Genomic DNA, 25,846 nt, shown 5'->3' with positions numbered 1-25,846 from the left:
CGCGTACGCGCGCCGTCAGACGTCACGCTGTCATCGTCAGTCAATCAAGCGGCCTCGATATCAAGTGGATAAGTCCTCCTCGAAACCCGACCCGTCGGCCAGCCACGCCATTCGCATTCGCGGCGCTCGCCAGCACAATCTCAAGAACCTCGACGTCGATCTCCAGACCGGTGAGATGACGGTGGTGACCGGTCCTTCCGGCTCCGGCAAGTCGAGCCTCGTGTTCGACACGCTGTTCGCCGAAGGTCAGCGCCGCTATGTCGAGACCTTCAGCGCCTATGCGCGCCAGTTCCTCGACCGCATGGACCGGCCGCAGGTCGACCATGTCGAGGGCGTGCCGCCCGCGATCGCCATCGATCAGACCAACCCGGTGCGCAGCTCGCGCTCGACGGTCGGCACGATGACCGAACTCAACGATCACCTCAAGCTCCTTTACGCACGCGCGGCGGCGCTGTTCGATCGCGAAACCGCGCAGCCAGTGCGTCACGACACGCCCGAGACCATCTACGCCGACCTCATGGCACGCACCGCGCAGGGGGATCCGCGCCTGGTCGTCACGTTCCCGGTGGAGTTGCCCGCCAGCGTCACCCCCGACGAGGTCGAGCAATGGCTCTCGGCGTCGGGCTACACGCGCGTGCAGGCCGAGCGGGAGGTCGCCACGGCCGAGGGCGCCCGCAAGGTGCTCGACGTCGTTGCCGACCGGTTCCGTTTGCAGAACACCGAGAAAGCGCGCGCGATGGAGGCCATCGAGTCGTCGCTCAAGCGCGGCCGCGGGCGCGTGAATGTCTATCTGCCGGTTGACGAAGGCGAGCCCGAGATCTGGCGTTACTCGCAGGATCTTCATTGCCCGGACAGCGATCTGCACTACGCCGATCCGCAACCCGCGCTCTTCTCGTTCAACTCCGCCTACGGCGCGTGCGAAGCCTGCCGCGGGTTCGGCCGGGTGATCGGTGTCGATCTCGGACTGGTGATTCCCGACGAGCGCAAGACGTTGCGCGGCGGCGCGGTGAAAACCATCCAGACGCCGGCATGGAAGGAAATCCAGGACGATCTGCTCGAATACGCGGGCAAGGCCGGCATTCCGCGCGATACGCCCTGGTCGAAGCTCTCGCCCGAACATCGAGAATGGGTGATCGAGGGCGACCCCGAGTGGAAGGGCGAGTGGAACAAGCAGTGGTACGGCATTCGTCGCTTCTTCGGCTATCTCGAGTCGAAGGCGTACAAGATGCACATCCGGGTGCTGCTCTCGAAGTACCGCAGCTACACCACGTGCGAGACCTGCGGCGGCGCGCGTCTGAAGACCGAAGGGCTGCTGTGGCGCCTCGGTACCAAGGAAAACGCGGACGCCGTGCTCCCTCCCGCACAGCGCTTCATGCCGCGTGGGGTGTCGTGGTCGCGCGAGCAGCTCGAGGCATTGCCGGGCCTGACGATGCACGACCTGATGCTCATGCCGATTTCGCGCGTGCGTCAGTTCTTCGATTCGCTGACCTTGCCGTCGAGCCTGCTCGACGACGCCCTGAAGCTGTTGCAGGAAGAAGTCGGCACGCGCCTGAAGTATCTGTGTGACGTGGGCATCGGCTACCTCACGCTCGATCGCCAGAGTCGCACGCTCTCGGGCGGCGAAGTGCAGCGTATCAACCTGACGACCGCGCTCGGCACGTCGCTCGTCAACACACTCTTCGTGCTCGACGAGCCCAGCATCGGCCTGCATCCGCGCGACATGGACCGTATCGTTGCGGCCATGCACCGGCTGCGCGATGCGGGCAACACGCTCGTCGTGGTCGAACACGATCCGGCCGTGATGCTCGCGGCCGACCGCGTCATCGACATGGGGCCGGGCCCCGGCGAGCGCGGCGGCCGCATTGTGTTCGACGGCACGCCCGACGAGGTGCGCAGCGCCGACACGTTGACCGGCAGTTACCTGGGCGGGCGCAAGCACGTGGCCAACGCGTCGAACTGGCGGGCGCGTCCCGTCGACGACGCCACGCCGCGCCTCTCGCTCACCGGTGCGCGCGAGCACAACCTCAAGCACGTCAGCGTCGACATTCCGCTCGGGCGCCTCGTGTGCGTGACCGGCGTGTCGGGCTCCGGAAAATCGACGCTCGTGCAGGACATTCTCAGTCCGGCGCTCGCGCGTCACTTCGGCGATCCGACCGAGGCGCCGGGCGCACACGATTCGCTCGTCGGCGCCGAACAACTCGCGGGCGTGGTGTTCGTCGACCAGTCGCCCATCGGCAAAACCGCGCGCTCGAATCCGGCAAGTTACGTGGGCGCGTTCGACGAGATCCGCAAGTTGTTCGCGGCAGAGCCGGTCGCCCTGCAACGTGGCTACAACGCGAGCACGTTCAGCTTCAACTCGGGCAACGGGCGTTGTCCGACGTGTGGCGGTTCGGGTTTCGAACACGTGGAGATGCAGTTCCTGAGCGACGTCTACCTGCGCTGTCCCGATTGCGACGGCAAACGCTATCGCGCCGAGGTGCTGGACGTGAAGATTCAGCGCGCCGTACCCGGCGAGGCGATGCGCGAGCTAAGCGTGTCGGACGTGCTCGAGCTGACCGTCAACGAAGCCGTCAAACTGTTTTCCTCGGATCGCGACGTGCTGCGCGTATTGCAGCCGATCGTGGACGTGGGCCTTGAGTATGTGAAGCTTGGCCAGCCGGTCCCGACGCTCTCGGGCGGCGAGGCCCAGCGCCTGAAGCTCGCGGGGTTTCTCGCCGAGGCGGCGCAGAAGAAGACGGCAAGCGGGCAGAAGGTGGCGCATCGCGGTCGCCTCTTCATCTTCGACGAGCCCACGACCGGCCTGCACTTCGACGACATCGCCAAGCTCATGCGGGCGTTCGCCAAGTTGCTCGACGGTGGCAATTCCCTGCTGGTCATCGAACACAATCTCGATGTGGTGCGCGCGGCCGACTGGATCATCGACCTGGGGCCGGAAGGCGGCGAAGGCGGGGGTGAAGTGTTGTGCGCGGGCACGCTGGCCGACGTCGTGGCGTGCGAGGGCTCGCACACCGGCCGTGCGCTGGCGGATTACGAACGCACCGTGGTGGCGCCGACGCGGACTGTTGCGGCCAGGGCGGGCGATCCGGGCATGCCGCTGCAAACGGCGTTGCGCGCCGCGCGCGCGCATCGCAAGCCGGCGGGCGGCGACGACATTCGCATCGTCAATGCGCGCGAGCACAATCTCAAGTCGCTGGACGTCGCCATTCCGCGCGGCAAGTTCAGCGTGATCACCGGCGTGTCCGGCTCGGGCAAGTCGACGCTTGCGTTCGACATCCTCTTCAACGAAGGGCAGCGCCGCTACCTCGAATCGCTCAACGCCTACGCCCGCTCCATCGTGCAGCCGGCCGGGCGTCCGGAGGTGGACGCCGTGTACGGCATTCCGCCCACGGTGGCCATCGAGCAGCGGCTCTCGCGCGGCGGGCGCAAGAGTACCGTGGCGACGACGACGGAGGTTTGGCACTTCCTGCGGCTGCTTTACGTGAAGCTCGGTATTCAGCACTGTATCCACGACGGCGCACCCGTCACGGCACAGAGTCCCGATTCCATCGTGGCCCAGCTCATGCGCGATCGTCGCGGCCAGCATGTCGGTTTGCTCGCGCCGCTGGTGGTCGGCCGTAAGGGCATCTATACCGATCTGGCGAAGTGGGCCAAGGCGCGCGGTCATACCCACTTGCGCGTCGACGGCGTGTTCCTGCCCGTGGACCCGTGGCCGAAGCTCGACCGTTTTCGCGAGCACACCATCGAGCTGCCGGTGGGCGACGTCGTCGTCACGCCCGAGAACGAAGGGCTGCTGCGCACGCAACTGGCGGCGGCGCTCGAACTGGGCAAGGGCGTGATGCACCTGCTCGCACCGCTCGACGGCCTGGGCGACGCCATGAACGGTGCTCAGCCGGGCGAAGGGGCGGGCGAAGGGGTCGGCGACATCGAGGTGTTTTCGGTCAAGCGCGCTTGCCCGGTGTGCGGCACGAGCTACCCGGATCTCGATCCGCGCATGTTCTCGTTCAACAGCAAGCACGGGTGGTGCTCGACTTGCGTCGGCACGGGGCTTGCGCTCACGCGCGAGCAGCGCGAGGCGTTCGACGACACCGTGCTCAATCAGGACAATCGCGGACGCGAGCATTCGCTGCCATCGCAGGAGCAGGAGCCGGAAGACGTCGGCGATCAGCCGTGTCCGGATTGCCACGGCGCGCGGTTGAACCCGGTCGCGCGCGCGGTGACCTTCGATAAGAATGCGATCTCCGATGTCGCGCAGTGGACCGTCACCGACGTGCGCGTCTGGATTCAGGGCCTCGAGCTGAAGGGGCGCGACGCGAGCATCGCACGCGATCTGATCAGCGAGATTCAGGGGCGTTTGGAATTCCTGGAGGAAGTCGGGCTTGGCTATCTCACGCTCGATCGCGCAGCGCCGACGCTCTCCGGTGGCGAATCGCAGCGCATTCGTCTCGCGGCGCAGCTCGGCAGCAATCTGCAGGGCGTTTGCTACGTGCTCGACGAACCCACCATCGGATTGCACCCGCGCGACAACGGCATTCTGCTCAGCGCGCTGCGCAAGCTCGGCGATCAGGGCAACACGCTCGTGGTGGTCGAGCACGACGAGGACACCATTCGCCGGGCCGATCACATCATCGATATCGGCCCGGGGGCGGGCAAGCGCGGCGGTACGCTCGTCGCGCAGGGCAACGTGGCCGATCTGGCGGCGCATCCCGATTCGCTGACGGGTCAGTTCCTCGCGCATCCGTTGCAGCACCCGATCGCCCCGCGCCGCGAGGTGGTGGCCCCGGCGAAGGGCGTCGATGCCGTGCCGCCGCATTGGCTGACCGTCCACGGCGCCACGCTGCACAACCTGAAGCATGTCACGGCGTCGTTGCCGCTCTCGCGGCTCACCGCGATTACCGGCGTGTCGGGTTCGGGCAAGTCGACCCTGGCGCGCGACGTGCTGATGACCAATCTGCTCGACGCCGTGGGACGTTCCGTGCTGTCGTCGCCGGCGGAACGGCGCGCCCGCAAGGGAGCGGTGCGCCATGCCGTGAAGGCGGACGGCCGTCCGCGAGCGAAATCGGAGGCGTCCGCTGAGCCGCGTCGCCCGGTGGTCCACGCGTGGCACGGTTGCGAATCGGTCACGGGGTGGGAAACGATCGATCGCGTGCTCGAAGTGGATCAAACGCCGATCGGCAAGACGCCACGCTCCTGTCCGGCGACCTACATCGGCTTCTGGGACACGATTCGCCGCCTGTTTGCCGATACGCTCGAAGCGCGCGCACGCGGCTACTCCGCCTCGCGCTTTTCCTTCAACACCGGCGAGGGGCGTTGTCCGGCATGCGAGGGGCAAGGCGTGCGCACCATCGGCATGAGCTTCCTGGCGGACGTGAAGGTGTTGTGCGACGTTTGTCACGGCCAGCGGTTCAACGCCGAGACGCTGGCGGTCACGTGGCGTGGCAAGAGCATCGGCGACGTGCTGACGATGGAGGTCGACGAGGCCGTGGCGTTCTTCGCGTCGATGCCCAGCATTGCGCATCCGCTGCAACTGATGAAGGACGTCGGGCTGGGTTACCTCACGCTGGGCCAGCCCTCGCCGACGCTCTCGGGCGGTGAGGCACAGCGCATCAAGCTCGTGACGGAACTGACCAAGGTGCGTGACGACGTCACCCGCCGCGGACAGAAGTCGCCGCACACGCTTTACGTGCTCGACGAGCCGACGGTGGGCCTGCACATGGCGGACGTGGCGCGTTTGATCAACGTGCTGCATCGTCTGGTGAACGGCGGGCACACGGTCGTCGTCATCGAGCACAACCTGGATGTGATTGCCGAGGCCGACTGGATCGTCGATATGGGTCCGGAGGGTGGCAAGGACGGCGGCACCGTCGTGGCGGCAACTTCGCCCGATGCGCTGGCCAGGGTGGCGGCGAGTCACACCGGCATTGCGCTCAGACCGGTGCTGGCGCAAACGCCCGGCGCCAGCACCGCTGCGAAGACATCGCTCGACGCGACCGCCACGGCGAAATAGAAAATCGTGCGACGCATGGGCCGGCGGCCTCGCATCGCGAGCCGCCGTCGGTGCCTCATCACCACGGGACACCCACGGGTGTCCCGTTTTCATTCGGAGATCGCCAACCCGAATCGATGATTCGAAGTGAGCACACGCCACGCCTCCTGCGAAGACTTGCGGTGGTTTGTCGTTTATTGTTTCTGAAAATGAAATTAAAAATAGACGACTATAGACTTTATTGCGAATGATGATGGCAATAGACTGCAACTGTCGACGATGAATTGAACATCGCCGCGTTTCAAACAGACAGGAGAAACCCTCATGAAGCGCACTCTTATCACCTCTGCCCTGATTTCCGCCATGCTGGCCGTTTCAGCCGGTTCGGCTTTTGCCAGCGATGCCTTCGACGGTCCGTCGGAGTTCTCGTGGGTTCCTCAGACCAGCGTGCTGAGCCGCGCACAGGTTCGTAACGAGCTGGTGCAAGCGCAACAGGCCGGCCTGCTCCAGCAGCATGACTCGGTGTATCCGAAGCTGGTCGCCACGGCGGGCGGTGCAGCCGCAGCCGGCGTGACGCCGGGTTCGGTCGGTCAGATCGCCCAGGCTGGCAGCACGTACTTCGGCAACTGATTGCCGCACCGATCGCGATACTCGCATTCCCCGTGAGCCTGTGCCATCAGGGCGCAACGTGACTCCGGGTAGCCGTCTCCGATGACAAATCGGCCGCACTTATGGCGGCCGATCTTGTTTTGTCCGCCGGTATTCGAGCGGGCGCAGCCTGTGGACAAGCCTGTCGATAACGCTGTGTACAACCTGTGCCAAAGGTGTGGGCAACCCTGTGGACTGTACGTTGGAAAAGCGGTGGATAGCCCGTGGATATCCAGTGAATATCTCGGGGAAAACGCGATTGAATGCGGTGGGTAACCTGTGGGTATCCAGTGAACAGGTGGTGCATAAGTGGCAAAAATGCGTGGATAAGCCAGTGGATTTCCTGTGGAAATCCGAGGTGTGCCGCTATTTGTCGAAGGCCTTGGCGAGAAAGGCGGTGACGCGCTCGATGGCGTCGGCGCGCGCCTCGGGCTGCGTGCCGGTGATCGGCACCACATGCGTGACCGGATTGGTGAACTCCGGGCGGCGCCGTACCGGCAGGTTCGGATAATCGAAGTCATGCACCGCGCCGGGATAGAGGTGGAAGGTAACGGGTGAGCCTCTTGCGATCACGTCCTGCATCAGGGCCTCACACGGCGCCGCTTTGCTCCAGACATCGTCGGCCCCGCTCAGCACCAGCAGCGGGATGCGCGTGGACCAGTCCACACCCTGCGCCCTCGTGTTGCACCAGCCGGGGTAGAACGCCACAGCGGCGGCAAAGTCGGGAGGCTGTGCGGCGTCCGGGGCGCTGGCAGGGCCTCTGGGGCCGATGGAAAACAGAACCGTGCCGCCACCGTGCGACCAGCCCATCAGCGCTATGCGATCGGGGCGAATGCCGGGCTGGCGCTGCAGGTAGCGCAATGCCCCGTAGGCGTCCTTCGGACGTTCGACGGAGGCACGCGCGGTGCCGCCACCCCGGCACTCGCTGGCCTGCCCGCGCGAAGTGAAGCTGTCCACCGCAAGCACGGCGTATCCGAGCGCATTGAAGCGCTGCGCCCAATCGAGTTCGCGCCGGTCGATGCCGCCTTTGCGCGTGAACATGCCATTGCACCCATGCATGAACACGACGGCGGGCGTCGGGCTTGTGGCGTTTGCGACGGGAAACAGGTACGCGTCGATCATCACCGGCTTGCCGTCGCCGTCGGTGTCCAACGAGGGCAGGCTGACTTTCTGCTGGGCGAACGCGGCGTCGCTCAGGACGAGCGCGGAAAAGGCGACGGCGGCGAATCCGACCCGAAGCACAGCGGGTAATCCTTGGGGGCGTGCGACGGCGAATCTGCGCAGCATGATCGAATGCCTCCTGAAGTCGCGGGCCTCCCGCGGTGCCGGATCGGCCCCGTGCGATGCGATGAGCGCGACGAACGCTGCCACCGCCGCCAACGCCGCCAACGTGGCTGCCGTCACGGCGAACCCGATGCGAGACGAGTATAGCCAGCCGCGGGTGCGCCAGATAGCGCGTGCGCCGTCTCCCATATTACGAACGATTGCGCGCCTGCCGGGTCCCCAACTCACCGCAGCCAAGCATTCGCAAAACGAAGATAAGCCGGGAGCGGGCAGCCGTTTAGAATGGCCTCGGATACCTAACCAATGCGCTCCGCAAAGAGAGAGCGCCAAACCTGTCCGGAGACATTCGACATGACCGAGAAGACGAACGCAGCCCCGCAAGCCCCGCAATGGCGTCTCGAGACGCTGGCCGTGCATGGCGGTTACCGACCGGACCCGACCACCCGCGCCGTGGCGGTGCCCATTTACCAGACGGTGGCCTTCGCCTTCGACGACACCCAGCATGGTGCCGACCTGTTCGACCTGAAGGTGCCGGGCAATATTTACACGCGCATCATGAACCCCACGCAAGACGTGCTGGAGCAACGCGTGGCGGCACTCGAAGGTGGCGTGGCGGCGCTGGCGCTCGCGTCGGGGCAGGCTGCGGTCACCTACGCGATCCAGACGATCGCCGAAGCGGGCGACAACATCGTCGCCGCGAGCGCGCTCTACGGCGGCACGTACAATCTGCTGGCGCACACGCTGCCGCTCTCGGGCATTACCACCCGCTTCGCCGATCCGCGCGACCCGGCGTCCTTCGAGCCGCTCATCGACGACAGGACCAAGGCCATTTTCGCGGAATCGGTCGGCAATCCGCTGGGCAACGTCACCGATGTCGCGAAGCTTGCCGACATCGCCCATCGTCACGGCATTCCGCTCATCATCGACAACACGGTGCCCTCGCCGTACCTGCTGCGCCCGTTCGAGCACGGTGCGGATATCGTGGTCCACTCGCTCACCAAGTACCTGGGCGGTCACGGCACGAGCCTCGGCGGCGCCATCGTCGACTCGGGCAAGTTCCCCTGGGCCGAGCACAAGGCGCGCTACAAGCGGCTCAACGAGCCGGACGTGAGCTATCACGGCGTGGTGTACACCGAAGCGTTCGGCCCGGCCGCGTACATCGGACGCGCGCGCGTGGTGCCGCTGCGCAACACGGGCGCGGCGATCTCGCCCTTCAACGCCTTCCAGATCCTGCAAGGTATCGAAACGCTCGCACTACGGCTCGATCGCATCACCGACAACGCCCTGAAGGTCGCGCAATTCCTGCAGACGCACCCGAAGGTGGAGTGGGTGAACTATGCCGGTCTGCCCGACCATCCGGAGCATGCGCTTGTCGAGAAATACCTCTCGGGTCGCGGCCCCGGCATTCTCACGTTCGGCGTGAAGGGGGGACGCGAAGCGGGCGCCGCATTCCAGGACGCCTTGCAGCTCTTCACGCGCCTGGTCAACATCGGCGATGCCAAGTCGCTCGCCACGCATCCGGCGTCGACCACCCATCGCCAGCTCTCGCCCGAGGAACTGCGCAAGGCCGGTGTGAGCGAGGAGACCGTGCGGCTGTCCATCGGCATCGAGCATATCGACGATTTGCTCGCCGATCTCGATCAGGCACTGACAGCACGACGAAACTGAACGGGCCGCCGTGCCGCGCGGCGCGGCGGGTGCCAATCCCGGATGGCAGTCGTTTCTGACGGCGTATCATGCGCGGCAGCCGGTGGCGGGCAAGCGACCGGCGCCGTCGCCATGTGACCGTCATGAAATTGTCACGAACGCGGCGTAGTGTCCTTGCCCATTTCAAAAGGATTGCGCATGGACTATTTGCAAGTGCTCGTGCTCGCGATTGTGCAGGGGGTCGCGGAGTTACTTCCCGTGTCGAGCTCGGCACACGTGATCATGGCCGAGAAGGCGATGGGACTCGATCCGTCGGCGCCTGCCATGACGTTGCTGCTCGTCATGCTGCACACCGGCACGATGCTCGCTGTCATCGTCTACTTCTGGAATTCGTGGCGCGAGCGGTATTTTTCGTCGAAGCGCGACTTCGTCCACAACGCGAAGCAGGTCGTCATTGCGACCGGCTTTACCGGGGTGATCGGTCTGGCGCTGATGTTCTTCATCGAGAAGGTGCTGATGCGCGGTAGCGAGCACGCCGAGATCGAGCATCTGTTCGGCAACCTGTACATCATCTCGGCGGGCCTCGCGATGGCGGGCGTCCTGATCCTGATCTCGGGTCGCAAGCGCGCGCCGATGGGCGATCGTCCGATGCGCGCGGGCGACTCCGCGTGGATTGGTGCGGTACAGGGCTTGTGCCTGCCGTTTCGCGGCTTCTCGCGCTCGGGCTCGACGATCTCCACGGGCATGCTTCGCGGGCTCGACAAGGTGCGGGTGGAGGAATTCAGCTTCGCGCTGGCGGTCGTGCTCACGCCGCCCGTGATCGCGAAAGAGGCGTACCGCCTGTATAAGTCGGGTGGCGCGCAGACGCTGTCCGGTCACTTCATGACCGTGCTCACGCCGAGCCTGGTCGGCATGGTCTTCAGCTTCCTCGCCGGCCTCGTGGCGCTACGCTGGCTCTCGCGCTGGCTCGAGCACGGCCGCTGGTACCTGTTCGGCATCTACTGCCTGGTGGCGTCGGTTGCCGTGCTGGCGTCGAGTCGGATCCTGTAACACCGAAGTGCCGCAGTAACTGATTGGCGGGGGTGGTCGCGCATCCCCGCCGCACATCACACCAGACCCGCGACCACCTCCAGAAACGCCGCGATGACCCGCGCGGCGCGGCGCTCCGCCAGGCACACGACGACGGTGGTCGTCTCCACGCGCGCATTGCTGATCGACACCGTGGCGAGCCGCTCGTCGGGCGTATGTTCGCGGGCCGACACGGCGGCAATCCCCAGTCCCAACATCACGGCTTCGCGAATCGCCTCGCGGCTGCCGATCTCCATCGCCACCTTCGGTGTCACGCCCGCGTCCTGAAGGGCCGCTTCGAGCGCGTGACGCGTGGTCGAGCCCGGCTCGCGCATGAGCATCGGCTCGCTGGCCAGTTCCGAGAGCTTTACGCTGCGGCGTCGCGCGAACCGGTGGGTGCGGGGCACCAGCAGCACGACCGGATGCGTGCGATACGGCACGGTGTGTAACCGCGCGTCATCGTGATAGCGCGCGAGCACTGCCACATCCGTGCGATACGCGAGCAAGCCGTCGATCATCTCTTCCGAGTTGCCCGGCCGCATCGAGATGCGAATGCCCGGATAGCGCGGTTGGAACGCCGCCACGATTTCCATCGCGTGATGCGGCCCCACGGCGCCCAGCCGCAACTCCCCGGTGCGCAGCCCGCCATGCTCCTTGAGCAGGCCGAGCGCTTCGGCCTCGTCCGAGAAAATGCGCAGACTCACCGCGTAAAGCGCCCGGCCCGTCGGCGTGAGCGTCAATCCCCGGCCGTGCCGGTAGAAGAGTTCGACGCCGTAGGTTTCCTCCAGCGCACGGATCTGCGTGGTCATGGTCGGCTGGCTCACATGCAACGCCTGCGCCGCGCGCGTCACGCTGCCGTGGTGCGCGACCGCGTGGAATGAGCGCAATTGGGTAATTCGCATCGATACCGCTCCTGGAGGGTCTCTCGCGAGGTATAGGTTTTATCAATACTTCGTCGAAAAAATGTGAATTGGAAGTATAGGAGAACGCTCACCATAATCCAGCTCAATCTTCGTCAATCGATCGCAACGCCTGCGGGCGCGGCGGCACCGCTCTCACCATGACAGCTCGTTCCCATTTTCATAATCCGGTCGATGTTCACTTCGGTGCAGGCGCACTGTCGCACTTGCCGGCGCTGGTCGGCCCTCGCCGCGCGGTACTCGTCACCATGCCCGAAGCGCGCGCGCTGGGCATGACGGGGCAGGTCGAGGCGTTGCTGGGGCAGCGTCTGGCCGGCGTGATCGACCAGGTGAATCCGAACCCGGACGTGCGCGAGCTGGCGCCGATGTACGGCGACTTCTGGCGGCGTTACGGCCAATGCGAAGTGATTGTCGCGTTGGGCGGCGGCAGCGCGCTCGATACCGCCAAGCTGTTGATGGTGGCGGGCGACGACGACCGTTTCGCCACGCTCGTGGACGCGCTCGACGCGGGCGTCGCCCTGCGGCCGACACGCACCAAGCGTCTGATCACGATTCCCACGACCGCCGGCACCGGCAGCGAAGTCACGCCCTGGGCGACGCTCTGGGACCGCCATGTGAAGCGCAAGAAATACTCGCTGCACCTGCCGCAGACGTGGCCGGAAGCCGCCATCGTCGATCCGGATCTCACGCGCTCGCTGCCACGCGCCGTGACGTTGCAAAGCGGTCTGGACGCTTTGTCGCACGCGCTCGAGGCGATCTGGAACGTCAATGCCAATCCGATCTCGGACACGTTCGCCGTGACGGCCGCGCGCGACATGATGCGCGTGCTGCCCCGTCTCATGGCGTCGCTCGACGATGCCGATCTGCGCGCGCACGCGGCGCTCGCCGCGCTGCAGGCCGGCATGGCGTTCTCGAACACGAAGACGGCGCTCGCGCACTCGATTTCGTACGACATGACGCTGCGGCACGGGCTACCGCACGGCATCGCCTGTTCATTCACGCTGCCGGCGGTGATGCGTCTGGCCATTGGCCGACGGCCCGATCGCGACGCGGTGCTCGCCCGGGTTTTCGACGGCGATATCGCGAATGCACCCGGGAAGCTCACGGCGTTTCTCCATGACCTCGGCGTGGCCACGGAATTCTCCGCTTACGGCGTGAGCGAGACCGAGTCGAGCGCGATGATCGCCGCCGCGCTGGACGGCCCGCGCGGGCGCAATTTCATCGGCGCCGCAGCCTGAGAAGCCTGAGCGGCCCGGGCTGCTGTCGGCACCATCGGCGCAATCGTCGCCAAGGGCGCGCCTGCGCTCGAATGGGCCCGACCGATGTGTTGGGCGCATGCCCGTGCGCATGCGTGTTTTCGAGTCTTACCCGCAGTCCCCGCAATACCCATCATCACAACAACCGCCGCGTCATGAACTCGCGGCACCGAGACATCCAGGAGACAGACGCCCGGCGCAGACCGGTGCGTCGCAGCGCGCCGCCATGGCGCGGCGCACAACAGGAGGCGCAATGGAACAGGTTCTCACCGGTGTCGGCGACCGCGCTGCCGCCAATGCCGAAAAAGCGGTGCGCACGGTCGCGCTGGCCAGTCTGATCGGCACGACCGTCGAGTGGTACGACTTCTTTCTGTACGGGACCGTCACCGGGCTCGTGTTCAACAAACTCTTCTTCCCCAGCGGCGACGCGTTCGTCGCCACCGCGCTCGCCTACACCGTCTATGCCGTGGGCTTCGCCACGCGCCCGCTCGGCGGAATTCTCTTCGGACACTTCGGTGACAAGCTCGGGCGCAAACCCTTGCTGATCGTTACGTTGACGATCATGGGCGTTTCGACGTTCCTCATCGGACTCGTGCCGACCTACGACAGCATCGGCATTGCGGCGCCGCTGATCCTGCTGTTCCTGCGCCTGTTGCAGGGCATCGGGCTGGGCGGCGAATGGGGCGGCGCGGTGCTCATGGCATTCGAATACGCGCCGAGAGACAAACGCGGGCAGTTCGCCGCCTATCCGCAGATCGGTCTGGCAGTGGGATTGTGTCTGTCGACGGGTGTGGTCGCGCTGCTCTCGTCCACGCTGACCGACGCGCAGTTCATGGCCTGGGGCTGGCGTCTGGCCTTCATGCTCAGTCTGGTACTCGTGGCCGTGGGCATGTTCATCCGGCTACGTGTGCTGGAGACACCGGAGTTCGCCCGCATCAAGGACAGCCAGCACGTGGCCCACGTGCCGCTCTCGGAGATCGCTCGCGACTATCGGCGCAATGTGTTGCTCGGCTGGGGCGCGCGCTATATCGACGGGGTGGTGTTCAACGTCTATGCGGTGTTCGCGATTTCCTATCTCGTAGGCACGCTGCATTTCCCGAAGACACCGGTGTTGCTCGCGGTGACGGTGGCGGCGCTCGTGCTGATCGTCACGATTCCTTATGCGTCGAAACTCTCGGATCGCGTCGGGCGTCGCCGCGTGTTCGGCTGGGGCGCGCTGGCATGCGGCGTGTGTTCGATCCCGGCGCTGGCGCTCATGCATTACTCGTCGAACGTCTGGTGGGTGTCGCTTGCGGTGATCGTGCCGCTGGGTGTGGTGTATGCGTTCGTGTATGGGCCCGAGGCATCGATGTTCTGCGAGCTGTTCGACACACGCGTGCGATACACCGGCATCTCGGTGGTCTATCAGGTGTCGGGAATCGTCTCGAGTTCGATCACGCCGCTCGTGGCCGCAACGCTGCTCGAATACGGGGGACACAAGCCGTGGTGGATTGCGGTGTACGTGCTCGTGGTGGGATGCCTGTCCGCGGCCTGTGCGGCAGCGATGAAACGGACCTATTGAGGCAGACGCGGCGCAGGGGGAAGGCGGGGAGAAGGTTGCGCGAGGAGGCGCGCGAGAGAGAAATCTCGTCCCGGTGAGTCGGGAGCGCGGCAGGCCGGTGGATGGCTCCCCGGCTTGCCGCTTTTTTTACGGACTTACTGGCCGAAGTAGATCGAACCGGCGCGGTTCACGCGACCCGGCACTTCGTACACCGGAGCGACGACCGTCGACGATTGTGCCGCGACCGGACCCGGCTGGGCCTGTGCCTGAGTCTTCGCCTGAGCTTGCTGCTGGGCTTGCTGCGGCTGAGCGGCCGGCTGCTGTGCGCTCTCTGCGGCGCTGGCGGCACCGGCAACGAGCGCGAGGGCAAGGGTCGAGGCAATCAGAATCGGCTTCATTTTCATTTCTCCTGTCTGGCGAGACGTCCACCATGGGCGTCGTCATGGTTGCCAAATCTACGCTCGCGCGTGAGGGAGAAAAATGCGATCCCGAGGAAGGGCGCATTGCTGAAAACGAAATAATCACCCTTCAAAAATGCCGATTTTCCCTATTGGGCGGCAAGTCAGGGACGATATGTGCTCGCGCCGACCCGACGTGTCGGCGACATCCTTTTTGCAGTGCGGCAAGGCGTGCGCCGTGCGCAACTTACCGGCGGGTGATACGTACCGGCTGGCGGCGCGCACGCGCGGCGCGGCTGCGCAGATACGAGGCGGTCAGCAGCGAGGCGCTCACCAGCAAAAGGAAAGACCCGAGGGCAGCCATGGTAATGCTCCTGTTCGAACCGGGTCGTCCGCGGTGCGGCGCACCTTGCGAGCCACGATGCCGGTTGACTTCATCATGTTGTCACTCTACTGCCGACGCACTTTGCAATAAACCCCGTCGCGTCAAAGACCTTGTTGCGCGTGGCGGCATATCCGGTCGATTTCGCGCCCCGAAGGAGTCATTTACCTGCCACTTATGAGGTTTAACGGCGCTAACAAATTGATTTTCAATAGTTTTTTCGAATCGGACGATCGGTTGCGTTTTGTGGACGCTTAGTTGCGAAAAAACCACGGGTTTTCCCTAAGATTCATCCATGCCAACGCGACGGACACCGCAACGCAACAAACCAGGTGGTTCGATGCCCCGAACGCTAGCTGACCAAGCCGTTATCCAACATTGACAGGAGTCTCACCATGAACACTCGTATCCTTGCCGCCGTGGTTGCCGCCGCTTCGTTTGTGTCGGCCTCTGCATTCGCCGATGCACGTTATGACAACAACGTGCCCGACATCGCCGTGACCGGTCAAAGCCAACTGAGCCGCGCCGAAGTGCGCAGCGAGCTTGCTCAGGCCGCCGCTGCCGGTGTGCTGAATCAAGTCGAAACCGGCGCACCGCTGGTCACGGCCAACCCGACGCAGGCCGCCGCGATCGCCGATCCGCTCACGCGTGCCGACGTGCGCGCTCAACTGAGCGATCGCACCCTGCTGCAGGACAACCGTTCGTAAGCTGCGCACACGTCGATATCAAGCGACGCGAAGCCGCCAGCCCACACGGGCCGGCGGCTTTGTCGGTTGTGCGATTGCAGACAAGTGTGGCGCGTTCTTGCCGCCGGGCCGATCCATGCGTCCGCAGACGGTTACGGCGATGTTCGCAACCCCTGAGTGGCGGTGGGGACGACACGGTCGTGCACATCGCCTTCACAGAAACAACACCGGCGCCTGTGCGATCAGGTATAGCACGGCGCCGATCAGCCCGCCGACGAGCGTGCCGTTGATGCGGATGTATTGCAGGTCCTGTCCGACGCTGAGCCGAATCTGCCGCGAAAGATGTTCCGCGTTCCAGCCGTGCACCGTGGCGCGGATGTGCTCCGTCACGAAGTCGGCGAAGCCCGGTGCCATGCGCTCGGCGGTGTCGAGCAGTTGGGCGTCGAGCGCGCGGCGCAGCGATTCGCTGCGGGCAAGCTCCTGGCCGATCCACGCCGCGGCGCCGGTGATTTTCGCGCCGATGACGGAATCGTCGCGCGCGAGGTCGTGCTTCACCCAGTTTCGCCATTCGTTCCACAGCCCGCCCACGTAGGCGTTGAGCGCCGTATCGCCCTTGAGTTGGGCCTTGAACGCGTCGAGCTTCTCCTGCAAGGTCGCGTCATGCTTGAGCCGTTCGATGAGCCCGGCGACCGCACGATCGAATGCCTGCCGCAACTGGTGCGTCTCGTCGGCCTCCATCTGCGCAAGCAAGCGCGTGAGGGCCGCCGAGATCATGTCCGATCCCTTGTCGCCGATCCACTCCGAGGGCAGCACTTTCTCCTTTTTCGGGTGATCGCTCTTGAGCCAGTCGACGATGCGCGCCGAAATGAATTCACGCGTGCGCGGTTCGTTCAGGAGTGCGATGAGATAGTCGAGCGTCTCGTCGAGCAACGCCTGATGACGCCCGTCGCGCGTGAGGGTATCCAGAATCGCCGCCGCCGATTGCGAGAAGTCCAGCCGGTCGATCATCGTGTCGAGTGCGCGACGGATGAACGCCTGCACGTTGCGCTCGTCCATCACGTCGAGCACGCCGCCCGTCACCTTCACCAGGACGGCACTCAATTGCCGGGTGTTTTCGTACGAGCCGAGCCAGTGCGTGACGGCGTCCGCCGGATTCTGCTGTCGAATGAGCCGCACGACCGACGGCGTGTCGAGAAACTTCTCGCGCACGAATCGGGCCAGGCCGTCGCCCAGCGCGTCCTTCTTTCGAATGAGAATGTTCGTGTGTCGCGAAAGCCCCGGAATCGGGATGCGCCGGAACAACGCTTCGACCGCGAACCAATCGGCCAGCCCGCCGACCATCGCGGCTTCGGCCGCCGCGCGAATCCAGCCCGTCACGAAGTGCACGGGCATGAATAGCGTGGCGATGAAGATCGCCAGCGCGACCAGCAGAAAGGACAGGGCCCGGCGCTCGGCGCGCTGCAAGGCAATGGCGGGATCGGCGGAATCTGCGGAATCCATGCGCAGCCGGCTCCTGAAATGACGACGACGCTCGACAGGTTACCGCGACGGCCGCGTGATGATAAGTCCCGAATTCGCGTTTGCAAGTCCATATTGGCGCGCGTCGGCGCGCTCGCGTGCGCGGTGTTGGGCCGATTCGCGCTGTCCGTGAAGCGAAACCCGGAAGTCGCGTCGGCGGACCGGGGAGGACACTTTGCGCGTGCTTCGACGCCATTGGGCCAAGGCGTGCGTCGTCGTGGCGCATCGTGACGTCGGTCCGACGCGCAGGCGCGTCGTCCGGACGCGGCGTTCCCGAGGATCTTGCTCGCCACGCGCGATAGGAGCCATGTCATGCCATCCACTGTTGACTACTGCGGCAACCACCCGCCGCTTTCCCCGGTGACGCCGCCGGCCCAGGATTTGCCGGACACGGATGACTTTTTCGAGCGAACGCTGACCGACATCATCGACGGCAAGTATCTCGTGGTCGTTCAAGGATTTGCGAATTCGGAATACGCGCAACCCGAGGGACTGAAGCTCGCGCTTACCCAGCAGTTGCTGACGACGCGCGATGCGCAGAATGGACGTCGGATCGTCGTCATCGGGGGCGGTAGCGATGCGAATATCGGGGTTGTCTACGCCCTGGCGCAGGAACTCGGCATGACGACGGCCGGCATCTACCTCGAGGGCGCGCTCGACACGACCCATTGTGATCGGTTTGTCGAGGTCAAGCACGTGCCCGGTACGTTCGACCGGGGCACCGCGATGCCGACCTCCGGGGAGGATCTGTTCGTGGCGGCAATGCGGATCGCCAACGGCCCCAAGGGGGCGGGTGGCACGATGTTGTGCTTCGGCGCCGACTCACCCACCGAAGCGCGCGCGAAGGCGGCGCACGAGGCGGGATATGACGTCACGCTGTTCCGGGAACACTGGCCGCAGGGGCAAGCCGCGTTCGTCGACTACCAGGACGTCATCGGCTCACTCATGGCGGCGGGTGTCGACGTGCGTTGAACAACGTTTTCGTTCCCCGGGGTGCACACGTCGCGGCTTCGCCACAATGACAAACGCCCAGCGGGGATTCCCCCACCGGGCGTCTTGTGCCGTGACCGGATGCCGCGATACATCGCGGCATCCGTCACGCGTCATCAGCCGCGTTGCTTCGCCTTCAACGCCAGACGGTACTTGTGCAGCAGCGGTTCGGTGTAGCCGTTGGGCTGCGTGAGCCCTTCGAACACGAGCGCGCTGGCCGCCTTGAACGCGAGCGAATCGTCGAAGTTCGGTGCCATCGGCACGTAGTGCTTGTCGCCAGCGTTCTGCTTGTCGACCACGACGGCCATGCGCTTCATGGTCTCTTCGACCTGCTCGCGCGTGATGACGCCGTGACGCAGCCAGTTGGCCAGGTGCTGGCTCGAAATGCGCAAGGTCGCACGGTCTTCCATGAGGCCGATGTCGTTGATGTCCGGCACCTTCGAGCAACCCACACCCTGATCGATCCAGCGCACGACATAACCCAGAATGCCCTGTGCGTTGTTTTCGATCTCCTTGCGGATTTCATCGGCAGTCCACTCGGCCTTCGCCACGACCGGCACGGTCAGCAGACCGGTGAGCAGCGCGTCGCGCTCCTTCGCGTAGTCGATTTTCTCGAGCGCCTGCTGCACGGCCTGCACATCGACCATATGGTAGTGCAGCGCGTGCAGCGTGGCGGCGGTCGGCGACGGCACCCATGCCGTGTTCGCCCCGGCCTTCGGATGCGCGATCTTCTGTTCGAGCATCGCGTGCATCAGGTCCGGCATCGCCCACATGCCCTTGCCGATCTGGGCGCGTCCGCGCAGCCCGGCCGCCAGGCCCACGAGCACGTTGCTCTTTTCATACGCGGTGATCCATGCCGACGACTTCATGTCGCCCTTGCGCATCATCGGACCGGCTTCCATCGCCGTGTGCATTTCGTCGCCCGTGCGATCGAGGAAGCCCGTGTTGATGAACGCCACGCGCGCCGCCGCCGCCGCGATGCAGGCCGAGAGGTTCACGCTGGTGCGGCGCTCCTCGTCCATGATGCCCATCTTGAGCGTGTTGCGCGGCAGGGCGTACAGATCTTCGATGCGACCGAACAGTTCGTCGGCAAAAGCCACTTCGGCCGGGCCGTGCATCTTCGGCTTGACGATGTAGATCGAGCCGGTGCGCGAGTTCAGCTGGTGCTTGCGATCGTGCAGCGCGGCGAGCACGGTGACCACGCCGTCGAGAATACCCTCCGGAATTTCGTGGCCATCGCGATCGGTGATCGCCGGGTTCGTCATCAGGTGGCCGACGTTGCGAATGAACAGCAGCGAGCGCCCATGCAGCTTGACCGGCTTGCCATCGGCGCCGGTGTATTCGCGGTCGGCGTTCAGGCGGCGCGTGAAGGTCTTGCCGCCCTTGGCGACTTCCTCGGTCAGCGTGCCCTGCATCAGGCCGAGCCAGTTGCGATACAGGTCGACCTTGTCGTCGGCGTCCACGGCCGCGACCGAGTCTTCGCAGTCGATGATGGTCGTGACGGCGGCCTCGACGAGCACGTCCTTGATGTGAGCGGCGTCGGTCTTGCCGATCGGATGATTGGCATCGAACTGGATCTCGAAGTGCAGGCCGTTGTGCTTGAGCAGCACGGCGGTCGGTGCGGCAGCGTCGCCCTGGTGGCCCACGAACAGCGACGGCGTGGCCAGGCCGGTCGTGCCCTGCTTCGTGGTGACGACGAGCTTGCCATTCTCCACCCGATAGCCGGTCGCATCCTTGTGCGAGCCTTCGGCCAGCGGCGCGGCCTGATCGAGGAAGCCGCGCGCGAAGGCGATCACGCGTTCGCCGCGCTTCGGATTGTAGCCCGCGCCCTTCTCGGCGCCGTCGGTCTCGGGAATGGCGTCGGTGCCATACAGGGCGTCGTACAGGCTGCCCCAGCGCGCGTTCGCGGCATTGAGCGCGTAGCGGGCATTGGACAGCGGCACGACGAGTTGCGGGCCGGCCTGCTGTGAAATTTCGTCATCGACGTTCGCCGTGGTGGCCTTCACGCTCGCGGGCGCGGGCAGCAGGTACCCGATCTTCTCGAGGAACGCGCGATACGCGGGCGCGTCGGCGATCGGGCCCGGATTGGCGCGGTGCCAGTTGTCCAGTTCGCCTTGCAGGCGGTCGCGCTCGGCGAGCAGGGCGCGGTTCTTCGGCGCGAGGTCGTGGACGATGGCGTCGAAGCCCTTCCAGAATGCGTCGACATCGACACCGGTGCCCGGCAGGGCTTCCTTTTCGATGAACGCGATCAGATTGTCTGCGACCTTCAGGCCGCCACGCTGGGAAGTGGAAGTCATGATGCTGTACTCGAGTTTGAAAACCTGGTTGACGCGACTTCGTCGCCCGGCTTCGACGTTCCGGCACTCGTTTCACCGGGGAGTCGTCGGCAGGGCGGACGATAAGGGGCAGTCTTATATAAGACTCTGAGTGTAATCCTTCTCCGCGCGCTCGGAAACCCGGGATTTCAGGTGGCGACACCACCGTCGGTTATAGGTGGCATAAGGGTTTGCGTATGACGTCGGTGCGACAAGGCTTTGCGCCCCGTGCGCATTTTTTCATCGTCAGTTGCAGCATTCGATATGGCGTTTCACTTCATGAGAAATGGCCGCGACCCGCCGGTGGCGCGCGATGGCCATCGGATACCCCGGAATTTGTCGGTTCGTGCGGCGGGTACACTCGATGCTCTGGCCGGCCGATCCGGCGTGGTCCCCCGAGAAATTCTTTGCCCCCGGAGGCATGTGTCGTGAAACAGATTCTGATGATGAGCAGTTCCCGCAAGGGCAACCTGGGGTATCTGGAGCAGGTCGACGATCAGGTGCACGCGGTACTGCGCGGGCGTGCCCGGCGTGTGTTGTTCGTGCCGTACGCGGGCGGCATCACGTCCAGCTTCGATGACTACGAGGCACGCGTGAAACCTACCTTCGAGCGGCTCGGCTACGCGCTCGAGTCGATCCACCGAAGCCCGGACCCACGCGCCGCGGTGGCGCTCGCCGACGCGGTGGTGGTGGGCGGCGGCAACACGTTCGCCCTGCTCGATCGCCTCTACAACGCGGGGCTCGTGGGTCTGTTGCGCGAGCGCGTGAATGCGGGCATGCCGTATGTGGGGTGGAGCGCCGGGGCGAACGTGGTGTGTCCCACGATTCGTACGACGAACGACATGCCCATCGTCGAGCCGCCGACGCTCAAGGCCCTCAACCTGATTCCGTTCCAGGTGAACCCGCATTTCATCAGCGGCAAGCCCGACGGCCACAACGGCGAGTCGCGCGAGGAGCGCCTGGCGGAGTATCTGGCGATCAATCCCGATGAGTGCGTCGTCGCCATTCCGGAAGGCACCGCGTTGCACGTGCAGGGCGATCAGGCGACCGTGATGGGAGATTTCGACGCGTTGTGCTTCAGGCAGGGCGGCATCGTCGAGAAGCTCGCCCCGGGCAGCACGTTCGCGCTGGCGTCGATCTGATCAGGCGTCGTCGTCGAGCCAGGGCACTTCGACGTCGGTCAGGAAGGCGACCATGGCCAGCGGACGCGCCTCATGGCGCCCCATCTTGCCGTCGGCGCGATGCCACACGACCTGGAAGGTCTCCGGATGCCTGTCGGCGATCAGTTGCACGGTACGCAACTCTTCTTCGTCCGCGTCCTCGATCGGACCGTCGAACGACAGCACGAGCGTCTGCGGCCACACACCGTCTTCCGGGTCGTAGACCTTGTCGCCGTTGGGCACGTCCACCACCGCCTCGACGCCGATCGTTGCCGACGCCGCCACGATCATCTCGCCAAGTGCGCGCAGCAGCGCCGTGGCACGGGCGGAGTTGATCTGGCGCATGGCGAGATCGCCGCGCGTCAGGGCTTGTTCCAGCTTGGGATTGGTTTTTTGATTGGACATGCGGTTCCTCGGTAAAACGTTGACCACCCCTTGGCGGCCGTGTCATGTCATTGCGACGCCGGTGCCTTGCAGGGGGTTCCGATGCTACCACCGTCGCGCATGCCGGGGCGCATTACAATGCGGTTTTCGTTACTTGCGGTGCTCCCGGTACCTGTCGTCATGGATTCCCCAAAGCCTCTCCCGTCCGACCCATCCGCCCAGGCCGCTGCCGCCGGGGCAAGCGACACCTATCTGCGTCTGCTCGGCGAGACTGCCAAGATCGACTGGAAGGACCTGGAGTCGTTCTTCGCGCGCGGCGCGCTGCTCTACGTCGCCCCCGGCGTCGATCTCGTGTCGGTCGCGCAAGCGGTTGCCGACGACGACACCACCACCGTGTCGCAGTGGCTTTCGTCGGGCCTGGTGCAGCGAATGCAGGCCGAACAGGCGTCGGATTTCGCGGCGCGCACGCCCGAACTTTGGGCCGTCGTCGTGGCACCGTGGGTGCTCGTGCAGGAGCGCGGCACCGTCGCCTGACGGGCCCGCGCGGCCGCGCCCTCCGACGTGTTCCCCGCCGCTTATTCGGTAATGCCCGCCTCCACGAGGCGGCGCGTGCAATCTTCCAGCAAATCCTGCGCCACCACCGACGCGTACGCATAGTCCGCGTCGAGGGATTCCATCATCTCGTGCGCCGTGTATAGCCCCGCCTCGCGCGAGAGCGTGCCGGCCAGTTCGCGCGCAAAGTCGTCGCTCAGTGTCGAGAGCAGACGCCGCTCTTCCAGCGGCAATTGCAGCTTCGAGCGCGACAGCCACATCTGCGCGAGCGTCGCACCCTGCTTGTCCGTCATCCACTGCCCATGTTCGTAGAATGCCGACAGACGCTCGGCCGTCAGCGCGAACAGCAGCGCGCGACGCGTGTTGAAATTCAGACGAATCGGGGTATTTTCCGGCATGACGGGAACCGCAGAATGCGGACAAAAACGGGATCAGGGGGCAAAGGTATCACGCGAACAGGCGCAACAGCGCATTGCGCGCGTGGCGGATCAGCTCCGTTTCGTCGGCGCGTCCGGGCAGCAGGTGGAATTCCGCGCGCGGCAGCGGCGGCAGGCCGAGCGATGGCGGGCAGACGACGAGGTCGGCGGTGAGCGCCGATTCGTTCAGACACGAAATACCCAACCCTGCGCTCAGCGCCAGCTGCATGCCGGCGACGCCCGCCGCCGAGTGCGATACGCGATATGGCACCTTGTGACGCTCGAGCACACCCAGCACGAGGCTTTGCAAAGCGCACGACGGCGGCAGGGTCACGAGCGGCAGCGGCTCGCCGACGGGCTCCGCCAGCGTCGACGACATGGCCCACACGAGACGTTCGCGCCGCACAAGCGTGCCTGGCGTGCGATACCCCAGCGCCCTGGGGCCTTTGCCGATATCTTCATTCATCAGCCGCAGCGCCAATCCCACGTCGAAGTGCTCGCCGGTCATCGCCGTTCGCTCGATCTGCGCACTTTGCATGGCGCTCACATGCAGCCGCAACCGCGGGTACAGACTCGTGAATCGCTTGAGCACGCGACCGACGTCGTGCGGTCGGTAGTAGTCCGTGATCGCGATGCGCAGTTCTCCGTCGAGCAACACGCCCTGCAGGTCTTCGAATGCGGCTTCGGAGAGCGCCGATATCTGACGGGCATACGCGAGCAGCCGTGTCCCCGCGGGCGTGGGGCGCATGCCCTTGCGCGAGCGCACCAGCAGTGGCTGTCCAGCACGTTCTTCGAGCTTCTTGAGTTGCTCGCTGACGGTGGACTGTGACAGGAAGATCTGTTCGGCCGCGGCGGAAATGCTGCCTGCGTCGTGAATGGCGATGAAGGTGCGCAACTGCGTGAGATCGAAGGCTCGGGCGTTCATGGCGGCTCTCGGATGTCGCGGAAACCCCCGACGGGAATCATGCCCTTCGCAGGCGCCCGTGACGACGCCTTCGGCGGATCACACCGCGCGGTTATCGGGCAGGACCCCGTCCGGACGAACGGGAGTATCCGTTCTGGTTAATCCGGAAAACTCGATATAAGTCATCGAATTTTCCCGCTTTTCCGATGCAATGTCCATCCGTAGGATGAGGCCGTGGCGTTGGACTGTCCCCATGGCTGCATGGCCGAGGGGACGCGACGCCGCCGACCTCCCTCCGCTCTGAGTCGCGTGCCGTTCGGTTCGCGCACCGTGTCATCCATGAATGAACGTCTCTGTCCTGCTCCCGCCGTTTCCCCGAAGGCAGCGGCGCCCACTGCGTCGACGCCGCCCATCTCAGGGGGTCTCGGCCCAAACCATCGCTGGAAGGTGCTCGGCGTCGGTGTGGTCGCCAACGCCAGCTTTGCCGCCGCGATGGGCGGCATTCCCGCGACGGCCGTGCAAATGCGCAGCGCCTACGCGCTCGGCACCGGCGATCTCGGTATCGTGCTCGGCATGATTGGCCTGGGCATCGCCCTGTCCGAATTGCCGTGGGGCATGTTGACCGATCGTTGGGGCGACCGCAGGGTGCTCCTCGTCGGTCTGTTGGTGACGGCGCTGGCATTCGTCGGTCTGGGGGCCTGGGTGGTGCCCAGGGCGCCGTTCATTCCGTCGGCGCCGGTGCTCGCGGCGGGCATGCTGCTCATCGGCGCGCTGGGCGGCAGCGTCAATGGGTCGAGCGGGCGCGCGATCATGCGTTGGTTTCACGATCGCGAGCGCGGCCTCGCGATGAGCGTACGGCAATGTGCCGTGCCCCTGGGGGGCGGGATCGGTGCGCTCGTACTCCCGGGCACCGCCGTGCACTTCGGCTTCGGCGCCGTGTACATCGGGCTTGCGGCGGCGTCGCTGGCGGCGGCCGGCATGGCCTGGCTTTGGTTGCTCGAACCGCCGCAGGGGGCGAACGGCAGTGCGGCGCCGCCGGCGAGCGTCGCGGCGAAAGCGCGCGACGCCAACCAGCCGGCCCCGACCAACGGCGGCGGCTTGCCGATGCAGGACAGGCATTACTCGCCGCTGCGAGATGCCCGACTGCTGAGTACGGCGCTGGGCATGGCGGTGCTCGCCATGCCGCAGATCGCCGTGCTCACGTTCGGCACGGTGTTTCTCCACGACTTCGCGCACGCCAGCGTGGCGACGATTTCGCTCACATTGGGCGCGGTGCAGGCCGGTGCGGCGATCACCCGTGTGTGGAGCGGACGCTTTACCGACAAGCGTCGCAATCGTCCGCAGTATCTGCGCGTGTGCACGATCGTGGTCGGCGCGGTGTTCGCGCTGCTCGCCCTGCTCGTGGCGCTGCTATCGCTGCGTCCCGACTGGCTCGCGCACGGCACGCCGTGGGTGGTGATCCTGCTGATTGCGGGCGGTGTGGTGGCGTCGGCGTGGCACGGGGTGGCGTTTACCGAATTGGCCACGCTCGCCGGCGCGTCGCGCGCGGGCACGGCACTCGGTATCGGAAACACCGGCGTCTTCCTCACGATGTTCCTCACGCCGCTTAGTATCCCGCTGCTGCTGTCGATCGCTGGATGGGGGCTGGTGTGGGCGGGCGGCCTGCTTTGCGCGGCCATCGCGTGGCCGTTGTTTGTCTGGTCGCACCGCCAACGCGCGTGAATCGCGTGAATCGCGTGGCTCGTGTGACTCTGAGCTGCGCTAACGGCCTTTCTGTCTGTCGGTACGCTACGTA

At 65.4% G+C, this 25,846-nt stretch carries 19 protein-coding genes; 11 read left to right on the top strand and 8 right to left on the bottom strand.

The window, feature by feature from the left end:
* Positions 1 to 64 precede the first annotated feature (64 nt).
* Both uvrA and LV28_RS48000 read left to right on the top strand, forming a co-directional pair.
* On the top strand, positions 65 to 6,004 hold the full coding sequence (gene uvrA / locus LV28_RS48005; protein ID WP_038619367.1) for an excinuclease ABC subunit UvrA: 5,940 nt from the start codon (positions 65 to 67) through the stop codon (positions 6,002 to 6,004).
* 303 nt (positions 6,005 to 6,307) lie between these two features.
* Complete coding sequence (locus LV28_RS48000; protein WP_023598229.1) at positions 6,308 to 6,613, top strand: DUF4148 domain-containing protein; 306 nt, start codon at positions 6,308 to 6,310, stop codon at positions 6,611 to 6,613.
* A 384-nt stretch (positions 6,614 to 6,997) separates the two neighbouring features.
* Here the strand turns inward: LV28_RS48000 and LV28_RS47995 are convergent, their stop codons facing one another.
* Positions 6,998 to 8,002, bottom strand: a complete 1,005-nt coding sequence (locus LV28_RS47995) for a dienelactone hydrolase family protein (RefSeq protein ID WP_160117965.1) — start codon at positions 8,000 to 8,002, stop codon at positions 6,998 to 7,000.
* 264 nt (positions 8,003 to 8,266) lie between these two features.
* Here LV28_RS47995 and LV28_RS47990 point away from each other — a divergent pair, with 264 nt between their 5' ends.
* Both LV28_RS47990 and LV28_RS47985 read left to right on the top strand, forming a co-directional pair.
* Positions 8,267 to 9,583, top strand: a complete 1,317-nt coding sequence (locus LV28_RS47990) for an O-acetylhomoserine aminocarboxypropyltransferase/cysteine synthase family protein (protein WP_023598227.1) — start codon at positions 8,267 to 8,269, stop codon at positions 9,581 to 9,583.
* Positions 9,584 to 9,760: 177 nt separating this feature from the next.
* Positions 9,761 to 10,612, top strand: a complete 852-nt coding sequence (locus LV28_RS47985; protein ID WP_023598225.1) for an undecaprenyl-diphosphate phosphatase — start codon at positions 9,761 to 9,763, stop codon at positions 10,610 to 10,612.
* Between the two features lie 56 nt (positions 10,613 to 10,668).
* Here the strand turns inward: LV28_RS47985 and LV28_RS47980 are convergent, their stop codons facing one another.
* Positions 10,669 to 11,532 (bottom strand): LysR substrate-binding domain-containing protein, encoded by an 864-nt coding sequence (locus LV28_RS47980; RefSeq protein ID WP_023598224.1) that lies wholly within the window; start codon positions 11,530 to 11,532, stop codon positions 10,669 to 10,671.
* A gap of 158 nt (positions 11,533 to 11,690) precedes the next feature.
* Here LV28_RS47980 and psrA point away from each other — a divergent pair, with 158 nt between their 5' ends.
* Together psrA and LV28_RS47970 are read left to right on the top strand one after the other, a co-directional pair.
* The gene (psrA, locus tag LV28_RS47975; RefSeq protein WP_023598223.1) at positions 11,691 to 12,788 is read left to right on the top strand and encodes an iron-containing alcohol dehydrogenase PsrA; all 1,098 of its coding nucleotides are present in this window, start codon (positions 11,691 to 11,693) and stop codon (positions 12,786 to 12,788) included.
* 271 nt (positions 12,789 to 13,059) lie between these two features.
* Positions 13,060 to 14,367 (top strand): MFS transporter, encoded by a 1,308-nt coding sequence (locus tag LV28_RS47970; RefSeq protein ID WP_023598222.1) that lies wholly within the window; start codon positions 13,060 to 13,062, stop codon positions 14,365 to 14,367.
* A 134-nt stretch (positions 14,368 to 14,501) separates the two neighbouring features.
* On the opposite strand, the gene LV28_RS47965 is transcribed toward LV28_RS47970, so the two are convergent.
* Positions 14,502 to 14,744 (bottom strand): hypothetical protein, encoded by a 243-nt coding sequence (locus LV28_RS47965; protein WP_023598221.1) that lies wholly within the window; start codon positions 14,742 to 14,744, stop codon positions 14,502 to 14,504.
* Positions 14,745 to 15,521: 777 nt separating this feature from the next.
* On the opposite strand from LV28_RS47965, the gene LV28_RS47960 reads away from it, so the two are divergent.
* Positions 15,522 to 15,833, top strand: a complete 312-nt coding sequence (locus LV28_RS47960) for a DUF4148 domain-containing protein (RefSeq protein ID WP_023598219.1) — start codon at positions 15,522 to 15,524, stop codon at positions 15,831 to 15,833.
* Between the two features lie 192 nt (positions 15,834 to 16,025).
* Here LV28_RS47960 and LV28_RS47955 read toward each other — a convergent pair whose 3' ends face one another.
* The gene (locus LV28_RS47955) at positions 16,026 to 17,312 is read right to left on the bottom strand and encodes a DUF445 domain-containing protein (RefSeq protein ID WP_038619370.1); all 1,287 of its coding nucleotides are present in this window, start codon (positions 17,310 to 17,312) and stop codon (positions 16,026 to 16,028) included.
* Between the two features lie 330 nt (positions 17,313 to 17,642).
* Between LV28_RS47955 and LV28_RS47950 the strand changes: the two genes are divergently transcribed.
* A complete protein-coding gene (locus LV28_RS47950) occupies positions 17,643 to 18,302 on the top strand; it encodes a hypothetical protein (protein ID WP_115344441.1) in 660 nt (219 codons plus the stop codon).
* A gap of 134 nt (positions 18,303 to 18,436) precedes the next feature.
* Here the strand turns inward: LV28_RS47950 and LV28_RS47945 are convergent, their stop codons facing one another.
* Positions 18,437 to 20,617 (bottom strand): malate synthase G, encoded by a 2,181-nt coding sequence (locus tag LV28_RS47945; protein WP_023598215.1) that lies wholly within the window; start codon positions 20,615 to 20,617, stop codon positions 18,437 to 18,439.
* 446 nt (positions 20,618 to 21,063) lie between these two features.
* Between LV28_RS47945 and pepE the strand changes: the two genes are divergently transcribed.
* Complete coding sequence (gene pepE / locus LV28_RS47940) at positions 21,064 to 21,777, top strand: dipeptidase PepE (RefSeq protein ID WP_038619375.1); 714 nt, start codon at positions 21,064 to 21,066, stop codon at positions 21,775 to 21,777.
* Here pepE and LV28_RS47935 read toward each other — a convergent pair whose 3' ends face one another.
* Positions 21,778 to 22,200 (bottom strand): hypothetical protein, encoded by a 423-nt coding sequence (locus LV28_RS47935; protein ID WP_023598213.1) that lies wholly within the window; start codon positions 22,198 to 22,200, stop codon positions 21,778 to 21,780.
* 159 nt (positions 22,201 to 22,359) lie between these two features.
* Between LV28_RS47935 and LV28_RS47930 the strand changes: the two genes are divergently transcribed.
* Positions 22,360 to 22,713, top strand: coding sequence for a DUF2288 domain-containing protein (locus LV28_RS47930; RefSeq protein ID WP_023598212.1), 354 nt, complete (start codon positions 22,360 to 22,362; stop codon positions 22,711 to 22,713).
* A 41-nt stretch (positions 22,714 to 22,754) separates the two neighbouring features.
* Here the strand turns inward: LV28_RS47930 and LV28_RS47925 are convergent, their stop codons facing one another.
* Together LV28_RS47925 and LV28_RS47920 are read right to left on the bottom strand one after the other, a co-directional pair.
* Positions 22,755 to 23,129, bottom strand: coding sequence for a hypothetical protein (locus LV28_RS47925; protein ID WP_023598211.1), 375 nt, complete (start codon positions 23,127 to 23,129; stop codon positions 22,755 to 22,757).
* 49 nt (positions 23,130 to 23,178) lie between these two features.
* A complete protein-coding gene (locus tag LV28_RS47920) occupies positions 23,179 to 24,072 on the bottom strand; it encodes a LysR family transcriptional regulator (protein WP_038619378.1) in 894 nt (297 codons plus the stop codon).
* 318 nt (positions 24,073 to 24,390) lie between these two features.
* Between LV28_RS47920 and LV28_RS47915 the strand changes: the two genes are divergently transcribed.
* On the top strand, positions 24,391 to 25,773 hold the full coding sequence (locus tag LV28_RS47915; RefSeq protein ID WP_081327030.1) for an MFS transporter: 1,383 nt from the start codon (positions 24,391 to 24,393) through the stop codon (positions 25,771 to 25,773).
* Positions 25,774 to 25,846: the final 73 nt, after the last annotated feature.

This window comes from Pandoraea pnomenusa, from assembly GCF_000767615.3.
GTDB lineage: Bacteria > Pseudomonadota > Gammaproteobacteria > Burkholderiales > Burkholderiaceae > Pandoraea > Pandoraea pnomenusa.
The sequence above is the reverse complement of the archived record's forward strand: the minus strand, read 5'-3'. Positions and strand labels throughout refer to the sequence as shown.